Origin of the sequence: Pseudomonas sp. 02C 26, from assembly GCF_002843585.1 — a bacterium.
GTDB lineage: Bacteria > Pseudomonadota > Gammaproteobacteria > Pseudomonadales > Pseudomonadaceae > Aquipseudomonas > Aquipseudomonas shirazensis.
Genome location: NZ_CP025262.1, coordinates 2,680,326 through 2,704,498 on the forward strand (window position 1 = coordinate 2,680,326; position 24,173 = coordinate 2,704,498).

Annotated in this window: 18 protein-coding genes; 9 read left to right on the forward strand and 9 right to left on the reverse strand. The window is 62.5% G+C overall.

Annotated features, from left to right (window positions below):
• Positions 1 to 76 precede the first annotated feature (76 nt).
• Positions 77 to 337, forward strand: a complete 261-nt coding sequence (locus CXQ80_RS12080; protein ID WP_101319708.1) for a DUF1652 domain-containing protein — start codon at positions 77 to 79, stop codon at positions 335 to 337.
• On the opposite strand, the gene CXQ80_RS12085 is transcribed toward CXQ80_RS12080, so the two are convergent.
• The 9 genes from CXQ80_RS12085 to CXQ80_RS12125 form a co-directional block, all read right to left on the reverse strand.
• On the reverse strand, positions 334 to 2,415 hold the full coding sequence (locus tag CXQ80_RS12085) for a bifunctional diguanylate cyclase/phosphodiesterase (protein WP_101319710.1): 2,082 nt from the start codon (positions 2,413 to 2,415) through the stop codon (positions 334 to 336). The two genes, CXQ80_RS12080 and CXQ80_RS12085, sit on opposite strands and share 4 nt — an antisense overlap.
• Positions 2,416 to 2,615: 200 nt before the next feature.
• Positions 2,616 to 4,106, reverse strand: coding sequence for an efflux transporter outer membrane subunit (locus CXQ80_RS12090; RefSeq protein ID WP_101319713.1), 1,491 nt, complete (start codon positions 4,104 to 4,106; stop codon positions 2,616 to 2,618).
• On the reverse strand, positions 4,103 to 7,210 hold the full coding sequence (locus CXQ80_RS12095; protein ID WP_101319715.1) for an efflux RND transporter permease subunit: 3,108 nt from the start codon (positions 7,208 to 7,210) through the stop codon (positions 4,103 to 4,105). The genes CXQ80_RS12090 and CXQ80_RS12095 overlap by 4 nt, the downstream gene beginning before the upstream one ends.
• Positions 7,207 to 10,305 carry an MdtB/MuxB family multidrug efflux RND transporter permease subunit gene (locus CXQ80_RS12100; RefSeq protein ID WP_101319718.1) on the reverse strand — a complete coding sequence of 1,033 codons (3,099 nt, stop codon included), beginning with the start codon at positions 10,303 to 10,305 and terminating at the stop codon, positions 7,207 to 7,209. Before CXQ80_RS12100 ends, CXQ80_RS12095 begins: the two co-directional genes overlap by 4 nt.
• Positions 10,302 to 11,570: an MdtA/MuxA family multidrug efflux RND transporter periplasmic adaptor subunit gene (locus CXQ80_RS12105; protein WP_101319721.1), complete on the reverse strand. Its 1,269-nt coding sequence runs from the start codon at positions 11,568 to 11,570 to the stop codon at positions 10,302 to 10,304. Before CXQ80_RS12105 ends, CXQ80_RS12100 begins: the two co-directional genes overlap by 4 nt.
• Before the next feature lie 211 nt (positions 11,571 to 11,781).
• Entirely contained in the window at positions 11,782 to 12,282 is a 501-nt protein-coding gene (tpx, locus tag CXQ80_RS12110; RefSeq protein WP_101319724.1) for a thiol peroxidase, read from the reverse strand.
• 167 nt (positions 12,283 to 12,449) lie between these two features.
• Positions 12,450 to 13,742: a serine/threonine transporter gene (locus CXQ80_RS12115; protein ID WP_101319726.1), complete on the reverse strand. Its 1,293-nt coding sequence runs from the start codon at positions 13,740 to 13,742 to the stop codon at positions 12,450 to 12,452.
• A 216-nt stretch (positions 13,743 to 13,958) separates the two neighbouring features.
• Positions 13,959 to 15,155: an amino acid aminotransferase gene (locus CXQ80_RS12120; protein ID WP_101319728.1), complete on the reverse strand. Its 1,197-nt coding sequence runs from the start codon at positions 15,153 to 15,155 to the stop codon at positions 13,959 to 13,961.
• Between the two features lie 142 nt (positions 15,156 to 15,297).
• Entirely contained in the window at positions 15,298 to 16,323 is a 1,026-nt protein-coding gene (locus CXQ80_RS12125) for an Ldh family oxidoreductase (protein ID WP_101319730.1), read from the reverse strand.
• 144 nt (positions 16,324 to 16,467) lie between these two features.
• On the opposite strand from CXQ80_RS12125, the gene CXQ80_RS12130 reads away from it, so the two are divergent.
• The 8 genes from CXQ80_RS12130 (at position 16,468) to kdgD (ending at position 24,081) form a co-directional block, all read left to right on the forward strand.
• Positions 16,468 to 17,340, forward strand: a complete 873-nt coding sequence (locus CXQ80_RS12130) for a MurR/RpiR family transcriptional regulator (RefSeq protein WP_101319732.1) — start codon at positions 16,468 to 16,470, stop codon at positions 17,338 to 17,340.
• Positions 17,341 to 17,365: 25 nt separating this feature from the next.
• Positions 17,366 to 18,118: a transporter substrate-binding domain-containing protein gene (locus CXQ80_RS12135; RefSeq protein ID WP_101319734.1), complete on the forward strand. Its 753-nt coding sequence runs from the start codon at positions 17,366 to 17,368 to the stop codon at positions 18,116 to 18,118.
• 80 nt (positions 18,119 to 18,198) lie between these two features.
• Positions 18,199 to 18,918: an ABC transporter permease gene (locus tag CXQ80_RS12140; RefSeq protein ID WP_101319736.1), complete on the forward strand. Its 720-nt coding sequence runs from the start codon at positions 18,199 to 18,201 to the stop codon at positions 18,916 to 18,918.
• Positions 18,915 to 19,625 (forward strand): ABC transporter permease, encoded by a 711-nt coding sequence (locus tag CXQ80_RS12145; protein WP_101319738.1) that lies wholly within the window; start codon positions 18,915 to 18,917, stop codon positions 19,623 to 19,625. The genes CXQ80_RS12140 and CXQ80_RS12145 overlap by 4 nt, the downstream gene beginning before the upstream one ends.
• A gap of 16 nt (positions 19,626 to 19,641) precedes the next feature.
• On the forward strand, positions 19,642 to 20,886 hold the full coding sequence (locus tag CXQ80_RS12150) for an FAD-binding oxidoreductase (protein WP_101319740.1): 1,245 nt from the start codon (positions 19,642 to 19,644) through the stop codon (positions 20,884 to 20,886).
• A gap of 20 nt (positions 20,887 to 20,906) precedes the next feature.
• Positions 20,907 to 21,689 carry an amino acid ABC transporter ATP-binding protein gene (locus CXQ80_RS12155; RefSeq protein WP_101319742.1) on the forward strand — a complete coding sequence of 261 codons (783 nt, stop codon included), beginning with the start codon at positions 20,907 to 20,909 and terminating at the stop codon, positions 21,687 to 21,689.
• 310 nt (positions 21,690 to 21,999) lie between these two features.
• The gene (locus tag CXQ80_RS12160) at positions 22,000 to 22,812 is read left to right on the forward strand and encodes a gamma-glutamyl-gamma-aminobutyrate hydrolase family protein (protein ID WP_101319744.1); all 813 of its coding nucleotides are present in this window, start codon (positions 22,000 to 22,002) and stop codon (positions 22,810 to 22,812) included.
• A gap of 357 nt (positions 22,813 to 23,169) precedes the next feature.
• Complete coding sequence (kdgD, locus tag CXQ80_RS12165) at positions 23,170 to 24,081, forward strand: 5-dehydro-4-deoxyglucarate dehydratase (RefSeq protein WP_101319746.1); 912 nt, start codon at positions 23,170 to 23,172, stop codon at positions 24,079 to 24,081.
• Positions 24,082 to 24,173: the final 92 nt, after the last annotated feature.

Below are 24,173 nucleotides of genomic sequence, written 5' to 3' on the forward strand. Positions count from 1 at the left end.
GCTAAGGTTACAGTCCTTGGCGCCAATTGACAGCGCAACACTCAACCCTTTCCTACACAAGGTCGAGGAGGCAAGCATGAACAAGATAACGTTTCCCAATGCTTGCCAGGTGATGCGCTGGCACTTCCATCCTTTGGGCTTTGAAGCCAGCATGGATGCCCCGCGCAGCATGATTGTGCGCCTGTTCGATCGCGAGTCGGGCGAAACCGTGCTGGCCATCGCCGGTATCCCCTGCAGCGCGATCATGGCCGCCAGCGATGTCGAGCGCATCATTGAAGCTGTCGAAGATGAAATGGCCGCTTTCATCCCCGCCTTTGTCCTGCGCACTGCGGTCTAGCTGACCCGAGGCGCTTCGCGCGGCGCGAGCCCTGCCATGAATTGCTCTGCCGGCACCGGTCGGCCCATCAGATAACCCTGCAACGAGTCACAGCCCAGACGGGTGAGAAAATCCTGCTGACTGTCGGTCTCGACACCCTCGGCAACGATACGCAGGCCCAGCGCCTGGCCTAGAGCCACGATTGCCGAGACGATCGCTGCATCGTCGCTGTCATGCTCCAGGTCGCGGACGAAGCCGCGATCGATCTTCAGCTCATTGGCCGGCAGACGTTTGAGGTACATCAGGCTCGAGTAGCCGGTACCGAAATCGTCGATGGAAATATCCACGCCCATATCGGACAGCCTCTGCAATATCAGCAGGCTGGCATCCGCGTCACGCATGGCGGTGGTCTCGGTGATCTCCAGGGTCAGGTTGTTGGCGGGCAGCTGATTGCGCTGCAATGCCTGGGCAACCCCGTCGACCAGACCGGCGTAGCAAAACTGGATGGCCGACAGATTTACCGCGATGCGCCAGTCTTCATGCCCCTGCTCGAGCCATTGACGCATCTGCCGACAGGCTTCGCCAAGCACCCATTCACCGATCGGAATGATCAGCCCGGTTTTCTCGGCCAGGCTGATGAAGCGGTCCGGGTACAGCAGGCCATGTTGCGGATGCTCCCAGCGCAGCAAGGCTTCGGCACCGATCGGCACCCGCCGGACGGCGTCGAACTTGGGCTGGTAATGCAGGCGGAACTGGCCCTGTTGCAGCGCGACACGCAAGTCCTGCAGCAACTGCAACTGCTGGCGTGCATCGCTGTTCATCGAGACGTCGAAAAAGCTGTAGCCGTTCTTGCCAGCGTTTTTGGCGTGGTACATCGCCGCATCGGCGTTGCGCAGCAGCTCGTGCTGATCCATGCCGTTGCCTGGATAAAGCACGATACCAATGCTGGCAGTCAACTGCAGGTCGTGTTCCGCCACTCGATACGGCCGCGACACCAGGTTCACCTGCTTGATTGCGACGCCCATTGCGTCACCCGGCTCTTGCAGCTCGACCAGCAGCACAAACTCATCGCCACCGATGCGCGCCAGCGTGTCCTGGCTGTGCAAGTGGCCACGCAGGCGCTCGGCCACGGCCTTGAGCAACTGGTCGCCGACATGATGGCCGAAGGCATCGTTGACTGGCTTGAACCCGTCCAGGTCGATGAACATCAGGGCAAAGCAGGTGCCCTGCTCGCTCGCCTTGCCGATGGCCTGCTCGATGCGGTCAGCCAACAGCGTGCGATTGGGCAGGCCGGTGAGGATATCGTGCAGGGTCAGCTGGGTCAGCTCCTGGTTGGCCAGCGTCAGCGAGCGGGCGAGTTCGGTAGTCCGCGCAATCAGGCGTGCATCCAGCACCGACGTGAGCAAGGCCACTGCAATTACGGCGAGGGTGGTGATCAGTACCAGGTAGACCAGACCATCGCCTTTCAGGCCTGTGCCAAGCGCGCCGCAGTAACTGCCCTCAGGAAAGCTTGCCGCGGCCATGCCGGTGTAGTGCATGCCAACGATCGCAATGCCCATCAGCACGGCCGCAGCGCCGCGGATTTGCCGCACGTAAGGGGTCTGCCGGCGCAGGCGGAAAGCGATCCACAGCGCTGCTGCGGATGCACATACCGCAATCGCCAGTGAAGCGCTGAACAATTGAGGATCGTAATCGATCCCTGGTTGCATGCGCATCGCGGCCATGCCCATGTAATGCATGCTGCTGATGCCGGTGCCCATGATCAACGCGCCGCAGGCCAGTTGCAGCAGAGGCAGGCTGGGTTGGTTGATCAACCACAGGGCAAAACCTGAGGACAGCACCGCGATCAGCAACGACCCCAGTGTCAGAGTCAGGTCGTAGCCCAGGTCGATCGGCAGGCTGAAGGCGAGCATACCAATGAAATGCATCGACCAGACCCCGCTGCCCATCGCCAGCGCCCCGCCGCACATCCACAGATGAACGGCGCGACCTTTGGCAGTGGCAATGCGACCGGTCAGGTCTAGAGCGGTATAGGACGCAAGAATAGCCACGCACAGTGAAATCAACACCAGCGCAGGTGAATAACTACCGATGAGCATTTTGGTTCCGGCATCGGGCGCAGGAAGGGCCCGGAAAAGCCGCTGATTGTACTCAAGCCATGGCTAAACGCACGGCATTTCGTGGGTATCACTGCGCCGCTTATCGCCCCATTTGCCATCCTAATGCCAGCATTGGCAGAAGGCGTGTCGATACCCGTAAAAACGCCGCACACATGGTGTCGATCCGCCTCATGATTGGCCTACTGCTGCGCCTGGCTGAACGCCTGCTGGCTGTCCCAGCCGCCGCCCAACGCGGCGATCAATTGCACACTGGCGATCAGTCGGCCCTGCAACAGATTAAGCACGCTGCGCTCATTGCTCAGCGCAGTGGCCTGCACATTGACCACGTCCAGATAGCCAATCAGGCCGGCCCGGTACTGGTTTTCGGTCAGGCGCAGCGACTGGCGTGCGGCCTCCAGCGCTTCCTGGCGTACGACTGCTTCATCGCCATAGACCTTTAGCTGGACCAGGTAGTTTTCCACTTCCCTGAAGCCATCGAGCACGGTCTGCCGATACTGCGCCACGGTCTGGTCGTACACCGCGACGGTGCGGTCCACTTCGGCGCTGCGTTTACCGGCATCGAACAAGGTCATGGCCAATGACGGTCCGACCGACCAGAAGCGGTTCGGCAGCTCGATCCAGTTGCTGAAGCTGCTGCTCGAGTAGCCGCCGCTCATGCTCAGGCTCAAGTCCGGGAAATACGCCGCGCGGGCCACGCCGATGCTCGAATTGGCAGCCATAACACTGCGCTCCGCCGAGGCAATGTCAGGGCGCCGTTCGAGCAATTGCGACGGCAGCGCCAGCGGCACCTGCGGCAGCGCCGGGATCGACTTGCTGTCAGCCAGGGCAAAGTCCGCGGGGGCCTTGCCCATCAGCACGGCAATTGCGTTCTCATACTGGGCGCGCTGCCAGATCAGGTCGATCAGGTCGGCCTGGGTGCTTTTGAGCTGGGTGAGCGCCTGGGCGACCGCATCCGGCCCGGACACGCCAGCTCGGTACTGGTTTTCGGTCATCTTCAACGAGCGCTCGTAAGCGGCCACGGTGGCCTCGAGCAAGCGCTTCTGCTCATCGATCACACGCAGTTGCAGATAGTTCTGCACCAGCTCCGACTGCAAGCTCAGGCGCATCGCTGCCAGCTCGGCAAAGCTCGCCTCGGCACTGGCTTCGTTGGCATTGAGGGTTTCACGCAGCTTGCCCCACAGGTCGATCTCCCAGCTCACCCCGAGCTGAGTGGTGTAGGTGTTGCGGATACCGCTGCTGTTGTTCGACAGGCTCGAGCTACTGCTACCGGTGCCCTGCGCCGAACGATTCTTGCCTGCCGACAGATCGAGGCTGGGGAACAACGAGGCGCGGCTGCTGCGGATCAATGCGGTGGCCTGACGATACTGCGCTTCGTACTGGGCAACGGTCTGGTTACTGCGGTTGAGCTCCTCGACCAGGCTGTTGAGCTGGGCATCACCGTACAGCTCCCACCAGGCGCCACGGGCAATCGCATCGGACGGTTTGGCCTGAGTCCAGCCTTCGGCCTGCTTGAACTGGGCAGGCGTGCTCAGCTCGGGCCGCTGATAATCCGGGCTCAAGGTGCAGGCACTGAGCATCAGCACGCAGAGGCTGGCGCCAAACAGGCGCGAGCCACGGCCGCGGCCCAGCAGCTGCAAGGCACGGTGAAGCGGAGTTTGGGCAAAATTCATAGCGGGGTATCCAGTGCAGCGTCGGTACGTACACCGCGCCAATGGTTGAATCGGTGGCGCAGGCGATCGAGGTAGAGGTAGACCACAGGCGTTGTATAAAGCGTCAGCACTTGGCTGAAGACCAGCCCGCCGATAATCGTCAGGCCCAGCGGTTGGCGCATCTCGGCGCCTTCGGCATTGCTCAGCAACAGCGGCAAGGCGCCGAGGATGGCGGCAATGGTGGTCATCAGGATCGGGCGCAGGCGTAGCAGGCAAGCACGCCGGATCGACTCTTCCGGCGATAGGCCTTCGTTGCGCTCCAGTTGCAGAGCCAGGTCGATCATGAGGATGGCGTTTTTCTTGACTACGCCGATCAGCAGGAACAGCCCCAGCAGCGAGATCAGGCTGAACTCGCCGCCTGTTACGTACATCGCCAGCAGTGCACCCACGCCAGCAGATGGCAGGGTCGAGAGGATGGTCAGCGGGTGGATGTAGCTTTCATAGAGAATCCCCAGCACCAGATACACCAGCACCAAGGCGCCGAGGATCATCAGCGGCTGGCCTTCCTGAGTCTTGCTGAACGCGTCGGCGGTACCGCCAAGCTTGGCGATTACGTCTTCCGGCAGGCCCAGCCGGGCCACTGCCCGCTCGACCGCGGCCATGGCCTGATCGGTGCTGTAGCCCTCGGCCACATCAAAAGCGATGTCTTCCGAGGCGAACTGGCCCTCGTGGCTGACTCGGTCGTTGGCCAGACTGTTCTCGTAGCGGGCAAAGGCTGACAACGGCACCCGCGCGCCGTCGGCGGTGATCACCTGGACTTGCTCCAGCGTGCTTGGGTCCCAGGCATACTTGGGATTGATCTCAAGCACTACCTGATATTGGTTGAGGCTGTCGTAGATGGTCGAGATCTGCCGCTGGCTGTAGGCGTTGTTGAGCACCGTGGTGACCATGTCCATATCAATGCCCAGGCGCTTGGCCTGATCACGATCGACCACCAGCGTTACCTGCTGAGTGCCGGCACCGTCATGGGCGTCGATGGCGGTCAGCTCGGGCAGCGCGCGCATCGCCGCAGTGACCTTGGGGAACCACTCGCGCAGCGCAGCCAGATCACCGCTCTGCAGGGTGTACAGGTACTGCGAAGAGGTCTGGTCGCGGCCACCGCCGCCCAGTTGCAGGTCCTGGTCGGCCATCAGGAACAAGCGCCCGCCGGGTACTTTGGGCAGCTCCTTGCGCAAGCGCTCGATCACCTGTTGGGCATTGATCTTGCGTTCGCTGATCGGCTTCAGGCGCACCAGCACCATGGCATTGTTGGTGCCGCTGTTGCCGCCGATGAAGCCGGCCACGCTTTGCACCGCCGGGTCGGCCAGCAGTGCCCGCCGGTAGATTTCCATTTTCGGCTGCATCACGCTGAACGACAGGCCATCGTCGCCACGGACAAAGCCCATCAGTTGGCCAGTGTCCTGCTGCGGCATCAGCGTCTTGGGCACCACCACGTACAGCAGCACATTGACGCCGATGGTCAGCAACAGGCTGAACAAGGTCAGGCGACGATGGCGCAGGACCCAACCCAGGCTGCGGTCGTACCCGGCGACCATGCGCTGATGCTGGCGGTCGCTCCAGCGCTGCAGGCGATTGGGCTGTTGCTCGTGGGGCTTGAGCCAGCGCGCGCAGAGCATTGGCGTCAGCGTCAGCGAAACGATCAACGAGACGATTATCGCCGCCGCCAAGGTGATCGAGAACTCCTGGAACAGGCTGCGCACGATGCCGCCCATGAACAGGATCGAGACGAACACCGAGACCAGCGAGACGTTCATCGACAGCAGGGTAAAGCCCACCTCTTTGGCGCCGAGAAACGCCGCGCGCATGGGCGGTTGGCCGTTCTCGATATGGCGGGAGATGTTCTCCAGCACCACGATGGCGTCGTCGACCACCAGCCCGGTGGCCAGGATCAGCGCCATCAGCGACAGGTTGTTCAGCGAGAAGCCACACAGATACATGACCGCAAAGGTGCCGACCAACGACACTGGCACCGCAAGGCTTGGGATCAGCGAGGCACGCAGGTTGCCAAGGAACAGGTAGACCACCAGGATCACCAGCACTACAGCAATCAGCAAGGTGTGCTCGGCTTCCTTGAGCGTCGCGTTGATCACCGGCGAGCGGTCCATGGCGATGTCCAGCTTGACGCTGGCGGGCAACAGCGACTGCAGCGCGGGCAGTTGCTGCTTGATCTGCGCCACGGTCTCGATGATGTTGGCGTTGTTCTGCCGGTTGATCACCAGCAGCACCGCGCTCTGGTCGTTGAAAAAACCACTGTTGTAGCGGTTCTCGACGCCATCGGTGACCGTACCGACGTCCGACAGACGCAGGATGGCGCCGTCCTTCTGGCGAATCACCAGCGACTGATAGTCCTTGGCTTTTTCCAGCTGATCGTTGGCGCGCACCTGCCAGTTGCGCTCGGCATCCTCGACAAAGCCCATGGGCCGGCGCTGGTTGGCATTGCTCACCGCCGTGCGCACCTCATCCAGCGACAGGCTGTACTGGTTGAGCAGCTGCGGCTCGAGCGCGATGCGTACCGCCGGCAGCGAGCTGCCGCCGATCTGCACTTCCCCTACTCCACTGACCTGGGCCAGGCTCTGCGACAGAATGGTATCGGCCAGGTCGTACAGCTGCCCCTTCTGCAGCACGCTGGAGGTCAACGCGATGACCATCACCGGCGCCTGCGACGGGTTGATCTTCTTGTAGGTGGGCATGCTGCGCATACCGCTGGGCAGCAGGTTGCGGGTGGCGTTGATCGCCGCCTGCACTTCCCGCGCGGCACCATCGATGTCGCGGCCCTGCTCAAAACCGATAATGACCCGGGTCGAGCCCTGGTTGGAACTGCTGGTCAAGGTGGTAACGCCAGCAATGGCACCAAGCTTGCGTTCCAGCGGCGTGGCTACGGTGGAGGCCATCACCTCAGGACTGGCGCCGGCCAGGTTGGCCGAGACCACGATTACCGGAAAGTCCATCTGCGGCAGCGGCGACACCGGCAGCAGACCAAAACTGACCCCGCCCAGCAGCATGATCGCCAAGCTCAGCAGCATGGTCGCGACCGGCCGGCGAATGAATGGCCCGGACAGGTTCATGCTTGCGCCTGCTTGGCGTCATCGCGTGGCCGCCAGCGCTGGGCCAGGCGGTCGAAGTACAGGTAGATGACCGGTGTGGTGAACAGTGTCAGCACCTGGCTGACCAGCAGCCCGCCAACCATCACCAGCCCCAGCGGCTGGCGCAGCTCGGCGCCGGAGCCGGTGGCAAGCATCAACGGCACCGCGCCGAACAACGCCGCCAGCGTAGTCATCAGGATCGGCCGGAAGCGCAGCAGCGCCGCCTGGTAGATCGCATCGTGTGGGGTCATGCCTTGGTTGCGTTCGGCCTCCAGGGCAAAGTCGATCATCATGATCGCATTCTTCTTGACGATACCAATCAGCAGGATGATGCCGATGATGGCGATCATGCCCAGGTCATTGCCGCTGATCAGCAGCGCCAGCAAGGCGCCGACCGCCGCCGACGGCAGGGTCGAGAGGATGGTGATCGGGTGGATGTAGCTCTCGTAGAGCACGCCGAGCACGATATACATCGTCACCACAGCCGCCAGAATCAGCAACAAGGTGCTCGACAGGGATGCCTGGAAGGCCTCGGCAGCACCCTGGAAGCGGGTCTGCACGCCAATCGGCATGGCGATCTCCTGCTGCACCTGCTCGATCGCCGCCACCGCCTCACCCAGCGCCACACCGGGTGCCAGGTTGAACGACATCATCACCGCCGGGAACTGACCGATGTGGGAGATCGCCAACTGCGCCTGGCGCTGCTCGATACGTGCCAGTGCCGACAGCCGCACCTGACCGCCATCACTGGCCTTGACGTGAATCGACTCCAGCGCCGCCGGGCCGATATTGGCGGCGTTCTGCGACTGCAGGACCACTCGGTACTGGCTGGCCTGGGTGTAGATGGTGGAAATCTGCCGCTGACCGAAGGCGTCATACAACGCGTTGGTGATCTGCGAGACGTTGATGCCCAGCCGGCTGGCCATATCCCGATCGATCACCAGGTACACCTGCAAGCCCTGGTCTTGCAGGTCGCTGGCGACGTCGCGCAGTTCGGGCCGCTGTTGCAGGGCCTGAACCAGTTTGCCACTCCAGGTGGCGAGCATGCCGGCGTCTGGCGACGACAAACTGAACTGGTACTGGGTACGGCTGACCCGGTCTTCAATGCTCAAGTCCTGCACCGGCTGCATGAACAGGCGGATGCCGACCAACTTGTCGACTTGCGGCTGCAGGCGTGCGATCACTTCAGTGGCGCTGACGTCGCGCTCACCGTGGGCTTTGAGGTTGATCAGCAAGCGGCCACTGTTCAGCGTGGCATTGTCGCCATCCACGCCAATGTAGGACGACAGGCTTTGCACCGAAGGGTCCTGCAGGATGATCTTGCTCAGCGCTTGCTGCCGCTCGCTCATGGCGGCGAACGAGGTCGACTGCGGCGCTTCGGAGATGCCCTGGATCACCCCGGTGTCCTGCACCGGGAAGAAGCCCTTGGGCACGGCCATGTACAGCACCACGGTCAGCACCATGCTGGCGATGGCAACCAGCAGGGTCAGCGGCTGGTGCCGCAATACCCAACGCAGGCCGCGGCTGTAGTGCTCGATCAACCAGTCGATCCAGGCGCCGCTGGCGCGATAGAAACGGCTCTGCTCTTCTTCCTTGGGCTCGCGCTTGAGCAAGCGGGCGCACATCATCGGCGTCAGGGTCAGCGATACCACTAGCGAAATCAGGATCGCCACCGCCAGAGTGATGGCGAACTCGCGGAACAGGCGGCCGACCACGTCAGCCATGAACAGCAGCGGGATGAGGACGGCAATCAGCGAGAAGGTCAACGAGATCAGGGTGAAGCCAATCTGCCGGGCGCCCTTGAGCGCGGCCTGCATCGGCGTCTCGCCCTCCTCGATATGGCGGGAAATGTTCTCTAGCATGACGATTGCGTCATCGACGACAAAGCCGGTGGCGATGGTCAGCGCCATCAACGTCAGGTTGTTGATGGAAAAACCCGCCAGATACATCACACCAAAGGTACCGATAAGCGACAGCGGTACGGCAATCGACGGGATGATGGTGGCACTGACCCGGCGCAGGAACACGAACGTCACCATCACCACCAGCACGATGGCAATCAGCAACTCGTGCTGTACATCGGTAACCGCAGCGCGGATGGTCTGGGTGCGGTCAGTCAGCACCATCACATCCAGGCCTGCCGGCAGGTTGTCGGTGATCGACGGCAGCAGGTCCTTGATGCGGTCGACCACTTCGATGACGTTGGCGCCGGGCTGACGCTGAATATTCAGCAGTACGGCCTGGTTCTCGTTGGCCCACGCCGCGAGGCGTTCGTTTTCGGCGCCATCGACGATTTCAGCCACGTCTTTCAGGCGCAGCGGTGCACCATTGTTGTAGGCGAGGATGAGGTTGGCGTATTCCTCGGGCGAGCGCAGCTGGTCGTTGGCATCAAGCATCGACACCCGGGTGGGGCCGTCGAAGTTACCTTTGGGCTGGTTGACGTTGGACGCGCCGATCAAGGTGCGTACGTCTTCCAGGTTGAGGCCGTTGGCCGCCAGGGCATCGACGTTGACCTTGATCCGCACGGCCTGGCGCTGGCCGCCGGCAATGCTGACCATGCCCACACCGCTGATCTGGGCAAGCTTCTGCGCAACCCGGGTATCGACCAGGTCGTTGAGCTTGGGCAACGGCATGATCTTGGACGAGATTGCCAGGGTCAGTACCGGCGTATCAGCCGGGTTGACCTTGTTGTACACCGGCGGCGCTGGCAGGTCGCTGGGCAACAGGTTGCTGGCGGCATTGATCGCGGCCTGCACCTGTTGCTCGGCAACGTCCATGTTCATGTCGAGGCTGAAGCGCAGGGTCAGCACCGAGGCGCCGCCGGAGCTGGTCGAGGCCATCTGGGTCAGGCCCGGCATCTGCCCGAACTGGCGTTCCAGCGGCGCAGTGACGGCGCTGGTCATGACCTGCGGGCTGGCACCGGGATATAGAGTCATGACCCGGATGGTCGGGTAATCGACCTGGGGCAAGGCCGCTACCGGCAACAGCTTGTAGGCAATCAGGCCAGCCAGGACCAACGCCAGCATGCTCAGCGTGGTGGCGACCGGGCGCAGGATGAACAGCCGCGAGAGGTTCATGCGCCCGCCTTGCCCGACGTGCCAGCCTCGCTGGTGCCGCTGCCATCCTGGCCTTGCAGATGCTGACCGGGGGTGGTCGGTACTTGCGAGCTGTCCTCCACCACTTCTACCGCGCTGCCTTCACGCAGGCGATCGGTACCTTCCAGTACCAAGCGGTCACCGGCGACCAAGCCGTCGAGGATCACACTGCGCTCGCCATCACTCGGGCCAACCTTGAGTTTGCGGATATTGACCTTGCTCTCTGCGTTGACCACATAGGCAAAGCTGCCATCGTTGCCGAACTGGATCGCAGCCGCTGGGGCCATGACCACCTGTTTGAGGGTGTCGGCGAGCAGGCGCACGTTGACGAACTGGTTGGGGAACAGCGCCTGATCCTTGTTGGCAAAGCTCGCCTTGAACTTGAGAGTACCAGTGGTGGTGTCGATCTGGTTGTCCAGGCTGCCGAGCACGCCACTGGACTGCAGCTTGCTCTCGTTGCGGTCCCAGGCCTCGACGGGCAGAACAGCGCCGCTGCGATAGCGCTCGAGCACGGTGGTCAGTTCGGTTTCCGGCAAGGTGAAGGCGACGCTGATCGGCTCGGTCTGGGTGATCACGACCAGCGCCGTGGTGTCGTTGGCCGCGACCAGGTTGCCCAGGTCGAGCTGACGCAAGCCCAGGCGGCCGCTGATCGGTGCGCGGATCTGGGTGAAGTCGAGGTTGAGTCGGGCATCGCTGACTGCGGCCTGATTGGTCTTGATCAGGCCCTGGAACTGCGCCAGCTGCGCCTCGGCGGTGTCCAGGGTCTGTTTGGCTATGCTGTCTTCGGCGTACAGGCCTTTATAGCGGGCCACGTCAACCTGGGCGTTTTTCAGCTGCGCCTGATTCTGCGCCAGGGTGCCTTCGGCCTGCTGCAAAGCGATGCGGTAGCTGCGCGGGTCGATCTCGGCGAGCAGGTCGCCGGCCTTGACCAGCTGGCCTTCCTTGAAGTGGACCTTGACCAGCTCACCGGCGACGCGGCTGCGCACGTTCACCGTGTTGTTGGCGGTCACGGTGCCCAGGGCCTTGTAATACAGCGGGAAGTCGCCCACCTGCACCGGCTCTACCCGCACTGGCACGGCCTCGGCAGAGCTGCCAAAACCAGGCCGGCCGCTATTGCCCGCGCGCCCGGCTTGATCCTTGGGCGTCGACGCGGCAGGCCACAGCCACCAGGCCAACAGGGCCACCAAGACCAGGATCAGCAGGCCAAACAGCCAGCGACGGGGGGAGCGGGAGACAGGAGCTTGCATGGCTTGAACGAACCTTGTTCGGAAACGGCGACTTGGGAGGGTGAACGATAAGCACTGATATCGGTCTAGCAAAGCAGCTTTACAGGGCATTTACCTTGGGCTGACGTTGCTAACGCGATGAACTATAAATGAAAACGGCCTGGAGCAGGATCCAGGCCGTTTCAGGGTATTGCTTGTTGCGTGCGCGGACCGCAGAGCGGCCACGCTGCGCTTACTTCAAGACAGCCAGGACCGCCTCGTAGTTCGGCTCTTCGGCGATTTCGCCAACCAGCTCGCTGTGCAGCACTTTGTCGTTCTCGTCGATGACGACAACAGCGCGTGCCGCCAGGCCAGCCAGCGGGCCGTCAGCAATCGCTACGCCGTAGTTTTCGAGGAACTCGCGGCCACGCAGGGTCGACAGGTTCTGGACGTTTTCCAGGCCTTCGGCACCGCAGAAGCGCGCCTGGGCAAACGGCAGGTCGGCCGATACGCACAGCACTACGGTGTTGTTCAGCTCGTTGGCCTGGGCGTTGAACTTGCGCACGGAAGTCGCGCAGGTTGGCGTGTCAACGCTTGGGAAGATGTTCAGCACTTTGCGCTTGCCGGCGTAGTCTTGCAGCGACTTGTCAGCCAGGCCATCACCAACCAGCGAGAACGCAGGTGCCTGAGCGCCAGCTTGCGGGAGGTTGCCTTTGACCTGAACCGGGTTGCCTTTGAGGGTCACTTGAGCCATGAGCGGAATCCTTATGCGGGTGTTTGAAAAGGACACCGAGTTAAGCATGAAGAGGCGCTCAAGCCTATGGGTAGCGATGAAATTGTTCGACTGCCGGGGAATTCGTGTGAACAAAAAAATGCCCGGAGCGCAGCAGGCGGTCCGGGCATCCTCTTATATAGAAGCCATCACCAGCCGAGCACGCTGGCGGCCAGCGAGTAGACTACCGAGCTGATCGCGACCAGGCCGACGAAGACCACAAACAGGTTGGACATCGCCCCGCTGTACTTGCGCATCGACGGCACCTTGCGGATGGCGTACATCGGCATCAGGAACAGCAGCGCGGCAATGATCGGCCCGCCAAACGATTCGATCATGCCCAGGATGCTCGGGTTGAGGGTGGCGACAATCCAGCACACCACCAGCATCAGCGCTGCGACCATGCGGTCCAGAGCCTTGGCCCCGGGGCGCAGGCCAGTCTTGCCGATAATGCCTTTGAGGCCTTCGCTGGCACCGATGTAGTGGCCCAGGAACGACTTGGCGATGGCAATGAAGGCAATCAGCGGTGCAGCAAAGGCAATGGTCGGGTTGCTGAAGTGGTTGGCCAGGTACGACAGGATCGACAGGTTCTGCGCCTTGGCTTCGGCCAACTGGGCGCTGTCCAGGGTCAGCACGCAGCTGAACACGAAGAACAGCACCATCGCCACCATCAACAGGTGCGCACGCGACAGGATCTGCCCGCTGCGCTCGTCGGCGTGCTCGCCGTAACGGCGCTTCTGGTCGACAGCAAACGCGGAAATGATCGGCGAGTGGTTGAACGAGAACACCATCACCGGGATTGCCAGCCACACGGTGTGCAGGAACGCCGAGCCCGATGGCACCTGCATCGCGGTATCGAGAATACCGCCACTCCAGTGCGGCACCAGGTACAGCGCCAGCAAGGCCAGGGCGACGATGAACGGGTACACCAGCAGGCTCATGACCTTGACCGTGGCCTGTTCACCGCAACGCACGATGGCCAGCAGGCCGAGGATCAAGCCAAACGACAACAACACCCGCGGTGGCGGGGTCATGTGCAGTTGATGCTCCATGAAGCTGCTGACGGTGTTGGTCAGGGCCACGCTGTAGATCAACAGGATCGGGAAGATCGCGAAGAAGTACAGCACGGTGATCAGCGCGCCAGCCTTGAGGCCGAAATGCTCCTCGACCACCTCGGTGATGTCGCCGCCACGCCCGGACAGCACGAAGCGGGTCAGGCCGCGGTGGGCGTAGTAGGTCATCGGGAACGCCAGCGCGGCGAGGATCAGCAGCGGCCAGAAACCGCCCAGGCCTGCGTTGATCGGCAGGAACAGGGTGCCGGCGCCAATCGCGGTGCCAAACAGGCCGAGCATCCAGGTGGTATCTTGTCGTGCCCAGCTGCCGAGGGTGGCACTGGTGGTTTGTTCGAAGCGTTGTTCAACGCTTGAGGCCTGCTCATTCATCCGGGTGCAACTCCACTCGCAAGACTGCAACAGGCTGAGCGTGGCGAAACACTAGGCTCGCGCACCTCAACCGAAAAAGAGGGGCGCGATTGTGCACTGAAAGGTAGCGCTTGCGAAGCCCTGTCCGAGCGGCGGTTGCACTTGTCATGACAACCAAGGGGCAACCCCGTGTTGCCAGACCGGCTGAAAGGGGCCGATTGCCGGCCCCTGCCCTGATTAGCGCTGGACTGCGGCGAACGCCTCGGCAACCTGGCGCAGGTTGCTAGGACGCAGGCCGGACATGCACACCCGGCCACTGTCGATCAGGTAAACGCCGAACTCGTCACGCAGACGCCGGACCTGCTCGACGCTGAAGCCGGTGTAGCTGAACATGCCGCGCTGTTCGAGGAAGAACGTGAAGTCCTGCCCTGGCAGCAGCTCGCCGAGCAGGTCGACCAAACCTTGGCGCATCTCAAGGATACGCAGGCGCATCACTTCGACTTCTGCTGCCCACTGTGCATTGAGGCTGGCATCGCCGAGCACGCCGGCAACCAGTTGCGCACCGAATGCTGGTGGGCTGGAGTAGTTGCGCCGCACGGTTGCCTTGAGCTGGCCAAGCACGCTCTGGGTGCTGGCCTGGTCGTCGCACACCACCGACAGACCGCCAACGCGCTCGCCGTACAGCGAGAATATCTTCGAGAACGAGTTGCTGACCAGGCACGGCACGCCGGCACGGGCCATTTCGCGGATGGCGTAGGCATCCTGCTCCAGGCCTTCGCCGAAGCCTTGGTAGGCAATGTCGAGGAACGGGATCAGCTCGCGTGCCTTGACCACTTCGACAACCTGCTGCCACTGGTTCTGGTCCAGATCGACACCGGTCGGGTTGTGGCAGCACGGGTGCAGCAGCACCACGCTGTTTGCGGGCAGAGTCTGCAACGCAGCCAGCATGCCGGCGAAGTCGACGCCACGGGTGGTGGTGTCGAAGTACGGGTAGGTATTCACCTTGAAACCCGCACCTTCGAAGATGGCGCGATGGTTGTCCCAGGTCGGATTGCTGACCCAGACTTCGGACTGCGGGAAGTAACGCTTGAGGAAGTCGGCGCCGACTTTCAACGCGCCCGAGCCGCCTACGGTCTGCACGGTAGCCACACGGCCGCCGGTCACTGCCGGGTGGTCGTTACCAAACAGCAGCGCCTGGATCGCCTGGCGATAGCTGGCCAGACCTTCCATTGGCAGGTACAGCGAAGCCTCGTGAGGCTGGTTGGCCAGGCGTTTTTCAACCTCGGCCACTGCCGCCAACTGCGGCACGATGCCGGCAGCATCGTAGTACAGGCCGATGCTCAGGTTGACCTTGGCCGCACGCGGGTCGGCCTTGAAGGTTTCCATCAACGAGAGGATCGGATCGCCGGCATAGGCATCGACATGTTTGAACACAGCGGACAGCTCCTTGGATCAGCACAGTTCGGAAAAGCTTGAGCGAGGATACCCGGAGTCGGGGCAGAGAAACATCACCTTGCTGCAACGGGTCTGTGCAAGGTTGCACGGCCCAGGTATTTCAACCCATGCAACATGACGATCAGCCGAGCAATTGGCGCAGGCCCTGCAGCTCGGTTTCGCTCAGTGCGACACCTTCGCGCTCGGCCGTGGCACGCTCACGATAGCGCCGCTCGCCGGGCATGCGTGACAGGCCGGCCGCCTGCATCTGCTCCAGCAAATGACGGCTGCGCTGCGCAAAACGCTCGCCTTCGGCCTTGCTCGGGTCGATGACGATCAGCAGTTGCCCGGTCCATGGCGTCTTCGCCCCGGGATGCGCCGACCAGTCGAACTCCCAAGAGAAGTTACCGCCGGTCAGCGCCGCCGCGAGCAACTCGACCATCATCGACAGCGCGGAGCCTTTGTGGTCGCCAAACGGCAACAGCGCGCCGCCGTCGAGAATCGCCTGCGGGTCGGTGGTCGGCTGGCCCTTGGCGTCTACCCCCATGCCCAGCGGCAGTTGCCGCCCTTCGCGGGCCGCGATCTGGATATCGCCATGGGCCATGGCGCTGGTGGCCATGTCGAACACGATCGGGTCATGCTCGGCGCAGGGCGCGGCAAAGGCAATCGGGTTGGTGCCGAACAACGGCTGGCGAGCACCGTGCGGGACTACACAGGTCATGCTGTTGACCACGCTCAAGGCCACCAGGCCTTCATCGGCGAACGGTTCGACGTCCGGCCACAGCGCCGCGAAGTGATGCGAGTTATGGATCGCCAACACCGCGATCCCGGCACTGCGCACCTTGGCCAGCAGCAACGGCCGCGCCGCCGCCAGCGCGGGCTGGGCGAAGCCACCGCCGGCATCGACGCGAACATAGCCGGAGGCGACGTCGGTCACCGCGGGCAGCGCCTTGCCGTCAACCCAGCCACTGGCCAGCGTCGATACGTAGCCCGGGATACGAAACACCCCATGGCTATGAGCGCCGTCGCGTTGGGCACTGGCACAGTTGAATGCCAGCGCTGCCGCCACCGGCTCACTGCAACCGTGCTTTTCAAGGATCGCCTGCAATAACGTCTGCAGTTCGGCAAAGGGCATGCGCACGGTACCGCTGGTGGAGGATGCAGACATCAGGAGCTCCTTGTTGAAATTGTTTGGCTCGGAGTGTGCCACGGGTGAAAACTGTCAGCCACATGACAGCTATCTGTCAATTGTTGACTTGATGACAGAAAACATTCATTTTCTATTCCACGCCCTACCCGACCGGAGTCCGACATGAGCCAATCGATCAAGCAACGCCTGGAGAACAGCCTGCACGGCGCAGCTGCCTCAGGCCGCACGATCGCCAGCTACATGCTCGGCAACCTGCATGAAGTGCCGTTCCAGACCTCCGCCAGCATCGCGGAAAAGCTCGGAGTGAGCGAATCCAGCGTAGGCCGCTTCTGCCGCTCGCTCGGCTACGCCCACCTCAAGGCGCTCAAGCAGGACCTGCAGAACGACCTCGGCGACGGGCCGTGGCTGGTCGGTGACCGCTTGCAGGAATACCGCCAGCAGCACGACGACAGCCAGAGCGCCGGCAGCCTGGAGCTGGAAATCGCCGCACTGGTGCGCGTCCATGAATACAGCCGTAGCGAGGCCTGGCACCGGGTTGCTCAGCGCCTGGCGCAGCGGCCACGGGTATTTGTCGCAGGGTTTCAGACCGAACGCGGCGTCGCCCAGTGCATGACCCATTTGCTGCACTACCTGCGCGATGGCGTACAGGCTGTGGATGGCAGCGCCGGGCACTTTGGCGACGTGCTGCTGACCCGCCCCGAACACTGCGCGCTGGTGGTGTTCGAGGCCCGCCGCTATTCGCGCCATGCCCTGCTGCTGTGCCAGAAGGCACGCCAGGCAGGCATCCCGGTCACGCTGGTGACCGACACCTTCTGTGACTGGGCCGATGCCAACGCCGATGAGGTGTTCCGCATCCCCACCGAATTCAATCTGTTCTGGGAATCCACCTCGGCGATGCTGTCGTGGGTGCACCTGATGGTCAACGAGGTCTGCAAGAAGCTCGGGCCGGATGTTGAAAAACGCTTGGAAGCGACTGCCGCTCTACATAACGAGTTCGTCGGCTACACCTCGTGGCCCGCGGACAAACAACAATAGCAAGAGTGCAACCCAGAGGTGCGAGATGAACAAGACCATGGCTATGGTGGGTGCGTGTGCCCTGCTGCTGGCGAGTGCGGCCAGCGCCGAGACCCTGCGTTTCGCCACAGAGGGCGCTTATCCGCCCTTCAACTATGTCGATGCCGATAACAAGCTGCATGGCTTTGACATCGACATCACCCACGCCCTGTGCGGGCAGATGAAAGTCGAGTGCACGCTGGTGGCGCAAGACTGGGAAGGCATCATTCCGGCACTGATGGCGAAAAAGTACGATGCCGTAGTCGCCTCGATGATCGACACCGAAGAACGGCGCAAGAAGATCGCCTTCACCGACCACTACTACCGCACACCACTGTCCGTGGCGGTCGCCAAGGACAGCCCGATCACCGATGCCCAGACCGACTTCAAGGGCTACACGGTCGGCGCCCAGTCGTCCTCGACCCAGGCTATCTATGCCGAGGACGTGTATGGCCCGGCGGGCGCCAACGTCAAGCTCTACCCGACCATGGATGAGGCCAATGCCGACCTGGCTGCCGGCCGCCTGGACGGAGTCATCGCCGACAAGTTTCCGCTGCTCGACTGGCAGCAGAAAAACGGCAAGGACTGCTGCAAGGTGCTCGGTGACGTCAACCAGACCAAGGCCAATGCGGCAATTGCCGTACGCAAGGACGATCAGCAACTGCGCGAGCGGCTGAACAAGGCGCTGAGCGAGATTGTCGCCAACGGCACCTATCAGAAGATCGCCAGCAAGTACTTCGCCTTCGACATCTATAACTGATCGGTCAGCGCAAGGCAGGCTTCGCGCCGTGGGCGCCCTGCCTTGCGCGCCGCCTAGTTCACCTGGCTGGGGAAACACCCATGCTCGATCAATTGTCTTTGTTGTCTTTTGCCAGCGGTGGTTGGGGCCCGGCGTTGCTGGCCGGCGCGCTGGTCACGGTGTCACTGGCGCTGGCCTGCCTGCCGATCGGCTTACCGCTGGGACTGCTGGTGGCAATGGCCGCGCGCTCACGCAAGCGCCTGCCGCGGGCCTGGGCTACCACCTTTTCTACGGTGTTTCGCGGCCTGCCTGAACTGCTCACGCTGCTGATCATTTATTACGGCTGCCAGATCGCAGCGCAAAAGCTGCTGGCGGCGATGGGCTATGAAGGTGAGGTGCTGATCAATACCTTCCTGGCGGCCATGATCGCCTTCAGCCTGGTGTTTGCTGCGTTCTCCAGCGAAATCTGGCTGGCGGCGTTCAAGACCCTGCCCAAGGGCCAGCTCGAAGCCTGCTCGGCCCTGGGGCTGAGCAAACGCACCGGTTTTTTCAAGGTGGTACTGCCGCAACTGACCCGGATCGCCCTGCCCGGCCTGTCCAACAACTGGCTGTCGCTGCTAAAGGACACGTCGTTGGTCTCGACTATCTCGCTGGTCGACCTGATGCGCCAGACCAACCTCGCCGTCAGCGTGACCAAGGAGCCGATGTTCTTCTATGGCGTCGCCTGCCTGGGCTATCTGCTGTTCTCGGCGTTGTCCGGGCGCGTGTTTGCCTTCATCGAACGGCGCTATAGCCGCCACCTGCAAGGAGCGCGGGCATGAGCTTCGAACAATTACTGGCGCTGGTGGTCGACCCCGACCTGTTGCAGCGCTATGGGCCGCGCTTCATCGATGGTCTGCTGGTGACTGCCAAGCTGGTGGCGATTTCGTTCACCCTCGGCGCCGTGCTTGGCCTGCTACTGGCGCTGGCGCGGATCTCCAACAAGACCGTGCTCAATCGCATGGCGGCTGGCTATATCTACTTCTTCCGCGGTTCACCACTACTCGCGCAGCTGTTTCTGCTGTATTACGGCCTTGGCTCGTTCAAGAGCTTTTGGCAGGACGTCGGGCTGTGGTGGTTCTTCCGTGAGGCCTGGTACTGCGCGCTGCTGGCATTCACCCTGAACACGGCCGCCTATCAGGCCGAGATCTTCCGCGGCAGCCTGCTGGCAATCGCCCCAGGCCAATTCGAGGCCGCCCGCGCGCTCAACCTCAAGCGCTCGACCACGTTCTTCAAGGTGGTCATGCCGCAATCGCTGCTGGTCGCCATCGGCCCGCTGGGCAATGAGCTGATCCTGATGATCAAGGCCAGCGCGATTGCCTCGCTGGTCACCATCTACGACCTGATGGGCGTGACCAAGCTGGCGTTCTCGCGCAGCTTCGACTTCCAGATCTACCTGTGGGCCGCCGTGCTCTACCTGCTGATCGTGGAAATCGTCCGGCGCACCCTGAAATACCTGGAAGGCCGCCTCGGCCGCCACCTGAACTGACCCAAGGATACGCTCCATGCATTGCCAAACCATTGTTCTGGGCGCCGGGATCGTCGGTGTCAGCACCGCGCTGCAGTTGCAAGCGCGCGGCCGCCAGGTCGTTCTGATCGACCGTGACCAGCCAGGCAGCGGCACCAGCCATGGCAACGCCGGCCTGATCGAACGCTCCAGCGTCATCCCCTATGCCTTCCCGCGCAACGTCGGCGCACTGCTGCGCTATGGCCTGAACCGTCAGCCGGATGTGCGCTACAGCCTGTTGCACCTGCCCAAGGCGGCGCCCTGGCTGCTGCGTTACTGGCGCCAGTCAGCACCCGGCCGGCTGGCCGGCGCCGCCGCCGATATGCTGCCGCTGGTGCAGCGTAGCGTCGAGGAACACGACGCGCTGATTGACGCTGCCGGGCTGAGCGAACTGGTCCAGGCCAAAGGCTGGATCGAAGTGTTTCGCGACCCGAGGCTGTTCGTTCAGGCCAAGGAGGACGTAAAAAACCTGGCGCGCTATGGCCTGCAGTACGAAATCCTCGAACGTGACCAACTGCAGGCCCGCGAGCAGCAACTGGACGGCGGCGTGGTAGGCGGCATTCACTGGCTCGACCCGAAGACCGTGCGCAACCCTGGCGGCCTGACCCGCGGCTATGCCGCGCTGTTCGTCGAACGCGGCGGGCAGTTCCTCTATGGTGATGCGCGCAGCCTGCGCCAGCTTGACGGTCAGTGGCAGGTGCAGAGCCAGCGTGGCGCGGTCACGGCCGACGAGGTGGTGGTCTGCCTGGGGCCGCAATCGGCCGAGCTGTTCGGCCCGCTGGGCTATCGGTTCCCGCTGGGCATTAAGCGCGGCTATCACATGCACTATGGCACCCGCGGCGACGCGCAACTGCAGCATTCGATCTGCGACACCCAGGGTGGTTATGTGCTGGCGCCGATGGCGCAGGGCATCCGCCTGACTACCGGCATCGAGTTTGCGGCCAGCGACGCCCCGGCCAACGAGATCCAGTTGCAGCGTTGCGAAGCCCTGGCTCGTCGGCTATTCCCCGCGCTCGGCGAACGCCTGGATGAGCAGCCCTGGCTGGGCCTGCGTCCCTGCCTGCCGGACATGCGCCCGATAATCGGCCCCGCACCGCGGCACAAGGGCCTGTGGTTCAACTTTGGCCACGCCCATCACGGCCTGACCCTGGGCCCGGTGACCGGCCGTCTGCTCGCCGAGATGATGACCGGCGAGCAGCCGTTCACCGACCCAGCGCCTTACCGCGCAGCACGCTTTGACTAAACCAGCGGGAGAACAACAACATGACCGCACCTTTGAACCTTGCCAGCCTTGCCCCTGAAGCCGATAGCCGCCCAGTGCTGATCGACATAAAAGGCTTGAACAAACACTACGGCGCCTTCCACGTGCTGCGCGATATCAACCTGCAGGTCCGCGAGGGTGAGCGTATCGTCCTCTGCGGACCCTCCGGTTCGGGCAAATCGACCTTGATCCGCTGCATCAACCGCTTGGAGATCGCCGAGCAAGGCAGCGTTCATGTCGACGGCATCGACCTGGCCAAGCCCTCGCGTCAGGCCGCTCAGGTGCGCAGCGAAATCGGCATGGTGTTCCAGCACTTCAATTTGTTCCCGCACATGAGCGTGCTCGACAACTGCCTGCTGGCCCCAACCAGCGTGCGCGGGCTGTCGCGCAAGGACGCCGAAGAGCGGGCACGGATGTACCTGAGCAAGGTCGGCATCGCCAGTCAGGCCGACAAATACCCCAGCCAGCTCTCCGGCGGCCAGCAGCAGCGCGTGGCGATTGCCCGCGCCCTGTGCATGAAGCCGCGGATCATGCTGTTCGATGAGCCAACCTCGGCGCTCGATCCGGAGATGGTCGCCGAGGTCCTGGATGTGCTGGTGAAGCTCGCCGGCACCGGCATGACCATGCTCTGCGTCACCCATGAAATGGGCTTTGCCCGCCAGGTGGCAGAGCGTGTGCTGTTTCTTGAGGGTGGCCAGATCATCGAAGACAGCCCGCCACAGACGTTTTTTGGCCAACCCAAAACTGCCAGGGCCCAGGCATTTCTCAAGCAGATTCTGCACTGATAAGCCGCAGTGCAAGGGCTGGATCATTGCAGCGCTGCAATGATCCAACTGCGTCGTTAATTATATTTACCAAAACCCCTGCCAAACCCTTGCCAGCCAAGGCTCCGCTTCCCTCAAGCGCCCTGAAACCGGCGCCAAAGCGCTCACGCCTCGTTTGACATATCGAACGGCTCTGGCAAGCTAGAGACAAGCCCCGACCGGCATCGTCTCCTTCAGCGAGCCGGCAGTGCTCGGGGCTCCAGGCCGCACACAAGGCCCAGGCCGTGCGCCTGCACAATATCGACAGGAAGCACCTGTCCCAAGGTGACATATGTCCAACAGCAACATTGGCAACAAGCAAACTTCCCTGCGCAAACCCGTCGTCCTGATGACCATGGGCAGCCAAGAGCGTAAAGGCCATGACTATCAGGTCATGACCCACAAATACATTACCCCCCTGGTCGACTTCGCCGACTGCCTGCCTGTGCTGGTTCCGACCTGCTGCGGCACCGATGACCTCGAGCGTTATCTGGATATGGCCGACGGCGTCTATCTGACCGGCGCTGGCAGCAACATCGACCCGGCCCTGTACGGCCAGGAGAACGAGACGCCAGGCAAAGGCCAGGACAAGAACCGCGATCTGTTCGACATCCCGCTGGTCAAACTGGCTCTGGCCCGTGGCCTGCCGATCTTCGGCATCTGCCGCGGCATGCAGGAAATCAACGTCGCACTGGGCGGCGATATCTACCAGAAGGTGTACGCCGAGCCGGGCTTCAACGATCACCGGGAAAACCCCGAGGATCCGGTTGAAGTGCAATACCAGGCCGTGCACAGCGTCACCATCAAGCCAGGCAGCTGGCTGCGGGATGCCTTGGGCACTGACCAGATCCGGGTCAACTCGTTGCATGGTCAAGGCCTGCGCAAACTGGGTGACGGCCTTGAGCCGATCGCCCAGGCTGAAGACGGTTTGGTCGAAGCCATCCACGGCCCGAGCATCTCGCCCTTCCTGTTCGCTGTGCAGTGGCACCCCGAGTGGCAAGCGGCGAAAAACCCTGACTCGATCAAGATTTTCGAGGCGTTTGGCGATGCTTGCCGTGCTCAGGTCCGCAAGTCTCAGGCCAGCAAGCGCAACCAGGCTGCCTGAGTCCCTGCTTCGTTAGTTTGATCGCGGGGCGGCGCAATGCCGCCCCCGCTTCCCCGGTCACCCTCTGCTGGTCCCAGAACACCTACCGTGGCAGCGCGGGGCGGGCGTGTGCCTGTCCCCGCGATCCTTTTTTCTGCCATCCGTGCAGAGATATGATGACTAACGGCTGCTTTATTATTTCCCTCCATCCCGCGCCCTGACCCACACCTATCCCCCTGCGAGTATCTGCCGCATTTGTGCGGAAAGCGAATACGAGAAAAAATCTGTGGCAAGGGACTAGTCATTTCTTAGGTTGTACGATAACTTACCTCTCAGATTGATTCACCACCCCAAAAGCGCCACAGGAAACCAATAACAATGAATCCACTAGAGCTGCAGTCCATCCTCTCCCACGGTCTGCTGTCGTTCCCGGTAACCGACTTCAATGCCCAGGGCGACTTCAATCAGGCGGGCTACATCAAGCGTCTGGAATGGCTTGCCCCGTATGGCGCGACTGCGCTGTTCGCCGCCGGCGGCACCGGTGAGTTCTTCTCCCTGGCCGCCAGCGAGTACAGCCAGGTGATCAAGACTGCAGTCGATACGTGCGAGCATTCGGTACCAATTCTGGCCGGCGTCGGTGGTTCTACTCGCCAGGCCATCGAGTACGCCCAGGAAGCCGAACGTCTGGGTGCCAAAGGTCTGTTGCTGCTGCCGCACTACCTGACCGAAGCCAGCCAGGACGGTGTAGCCGACCACGTTGAAGCCGTGTGCAAGTCGGTCAAGATCGGTGTAGTGGTCTACAACCGTAACGTCTGCCGCCTGACCGCGCCGCTGCTCGAGCGCTTGGCCGAGCATTGCCCGAACCTGATCGGTTACAAGGATGGCCTGGGCGATATCGAGCTGATGGTGTCGATCCGCCGCCGCCTGGGCGATCGCTTCAGCTACCTCGGCGGCCTGCCGACCGCTGAAGTGTATGCAGCTGCCTACAAGGCGCTGGGTGTGCCGGTGTACTCTTCGGCGGTGTTCAACTTCGTGCCCAAGACCGCGATGGACTTCTACCATGCGATCGCTCGCGAAGATCACGCCACCGTCGGCAAGCTGATCGATGACTTCTTCCTGCCGTACCTGGACATCCGTAACCGCAAAGCCGGCTATGCCGTCAGCATCGTCAAGGCCGGCGCCAAGATCGCCGGTTACGACGCAGGCCCAGTGCGTTCGCCACTGACCGACCTGACCGGCGAAGAGTATGAAATGCTCGCCGCCCTGATGGACAAGATGGGCCCGCAATAAGCGACTCCGCGGCCTGCCAATGCCGCAACCGGAGCGAGGCCACGCCCGCTCCGGTCTTATCGATCCCCGCACAAAAATAACTAGTGGGAGTA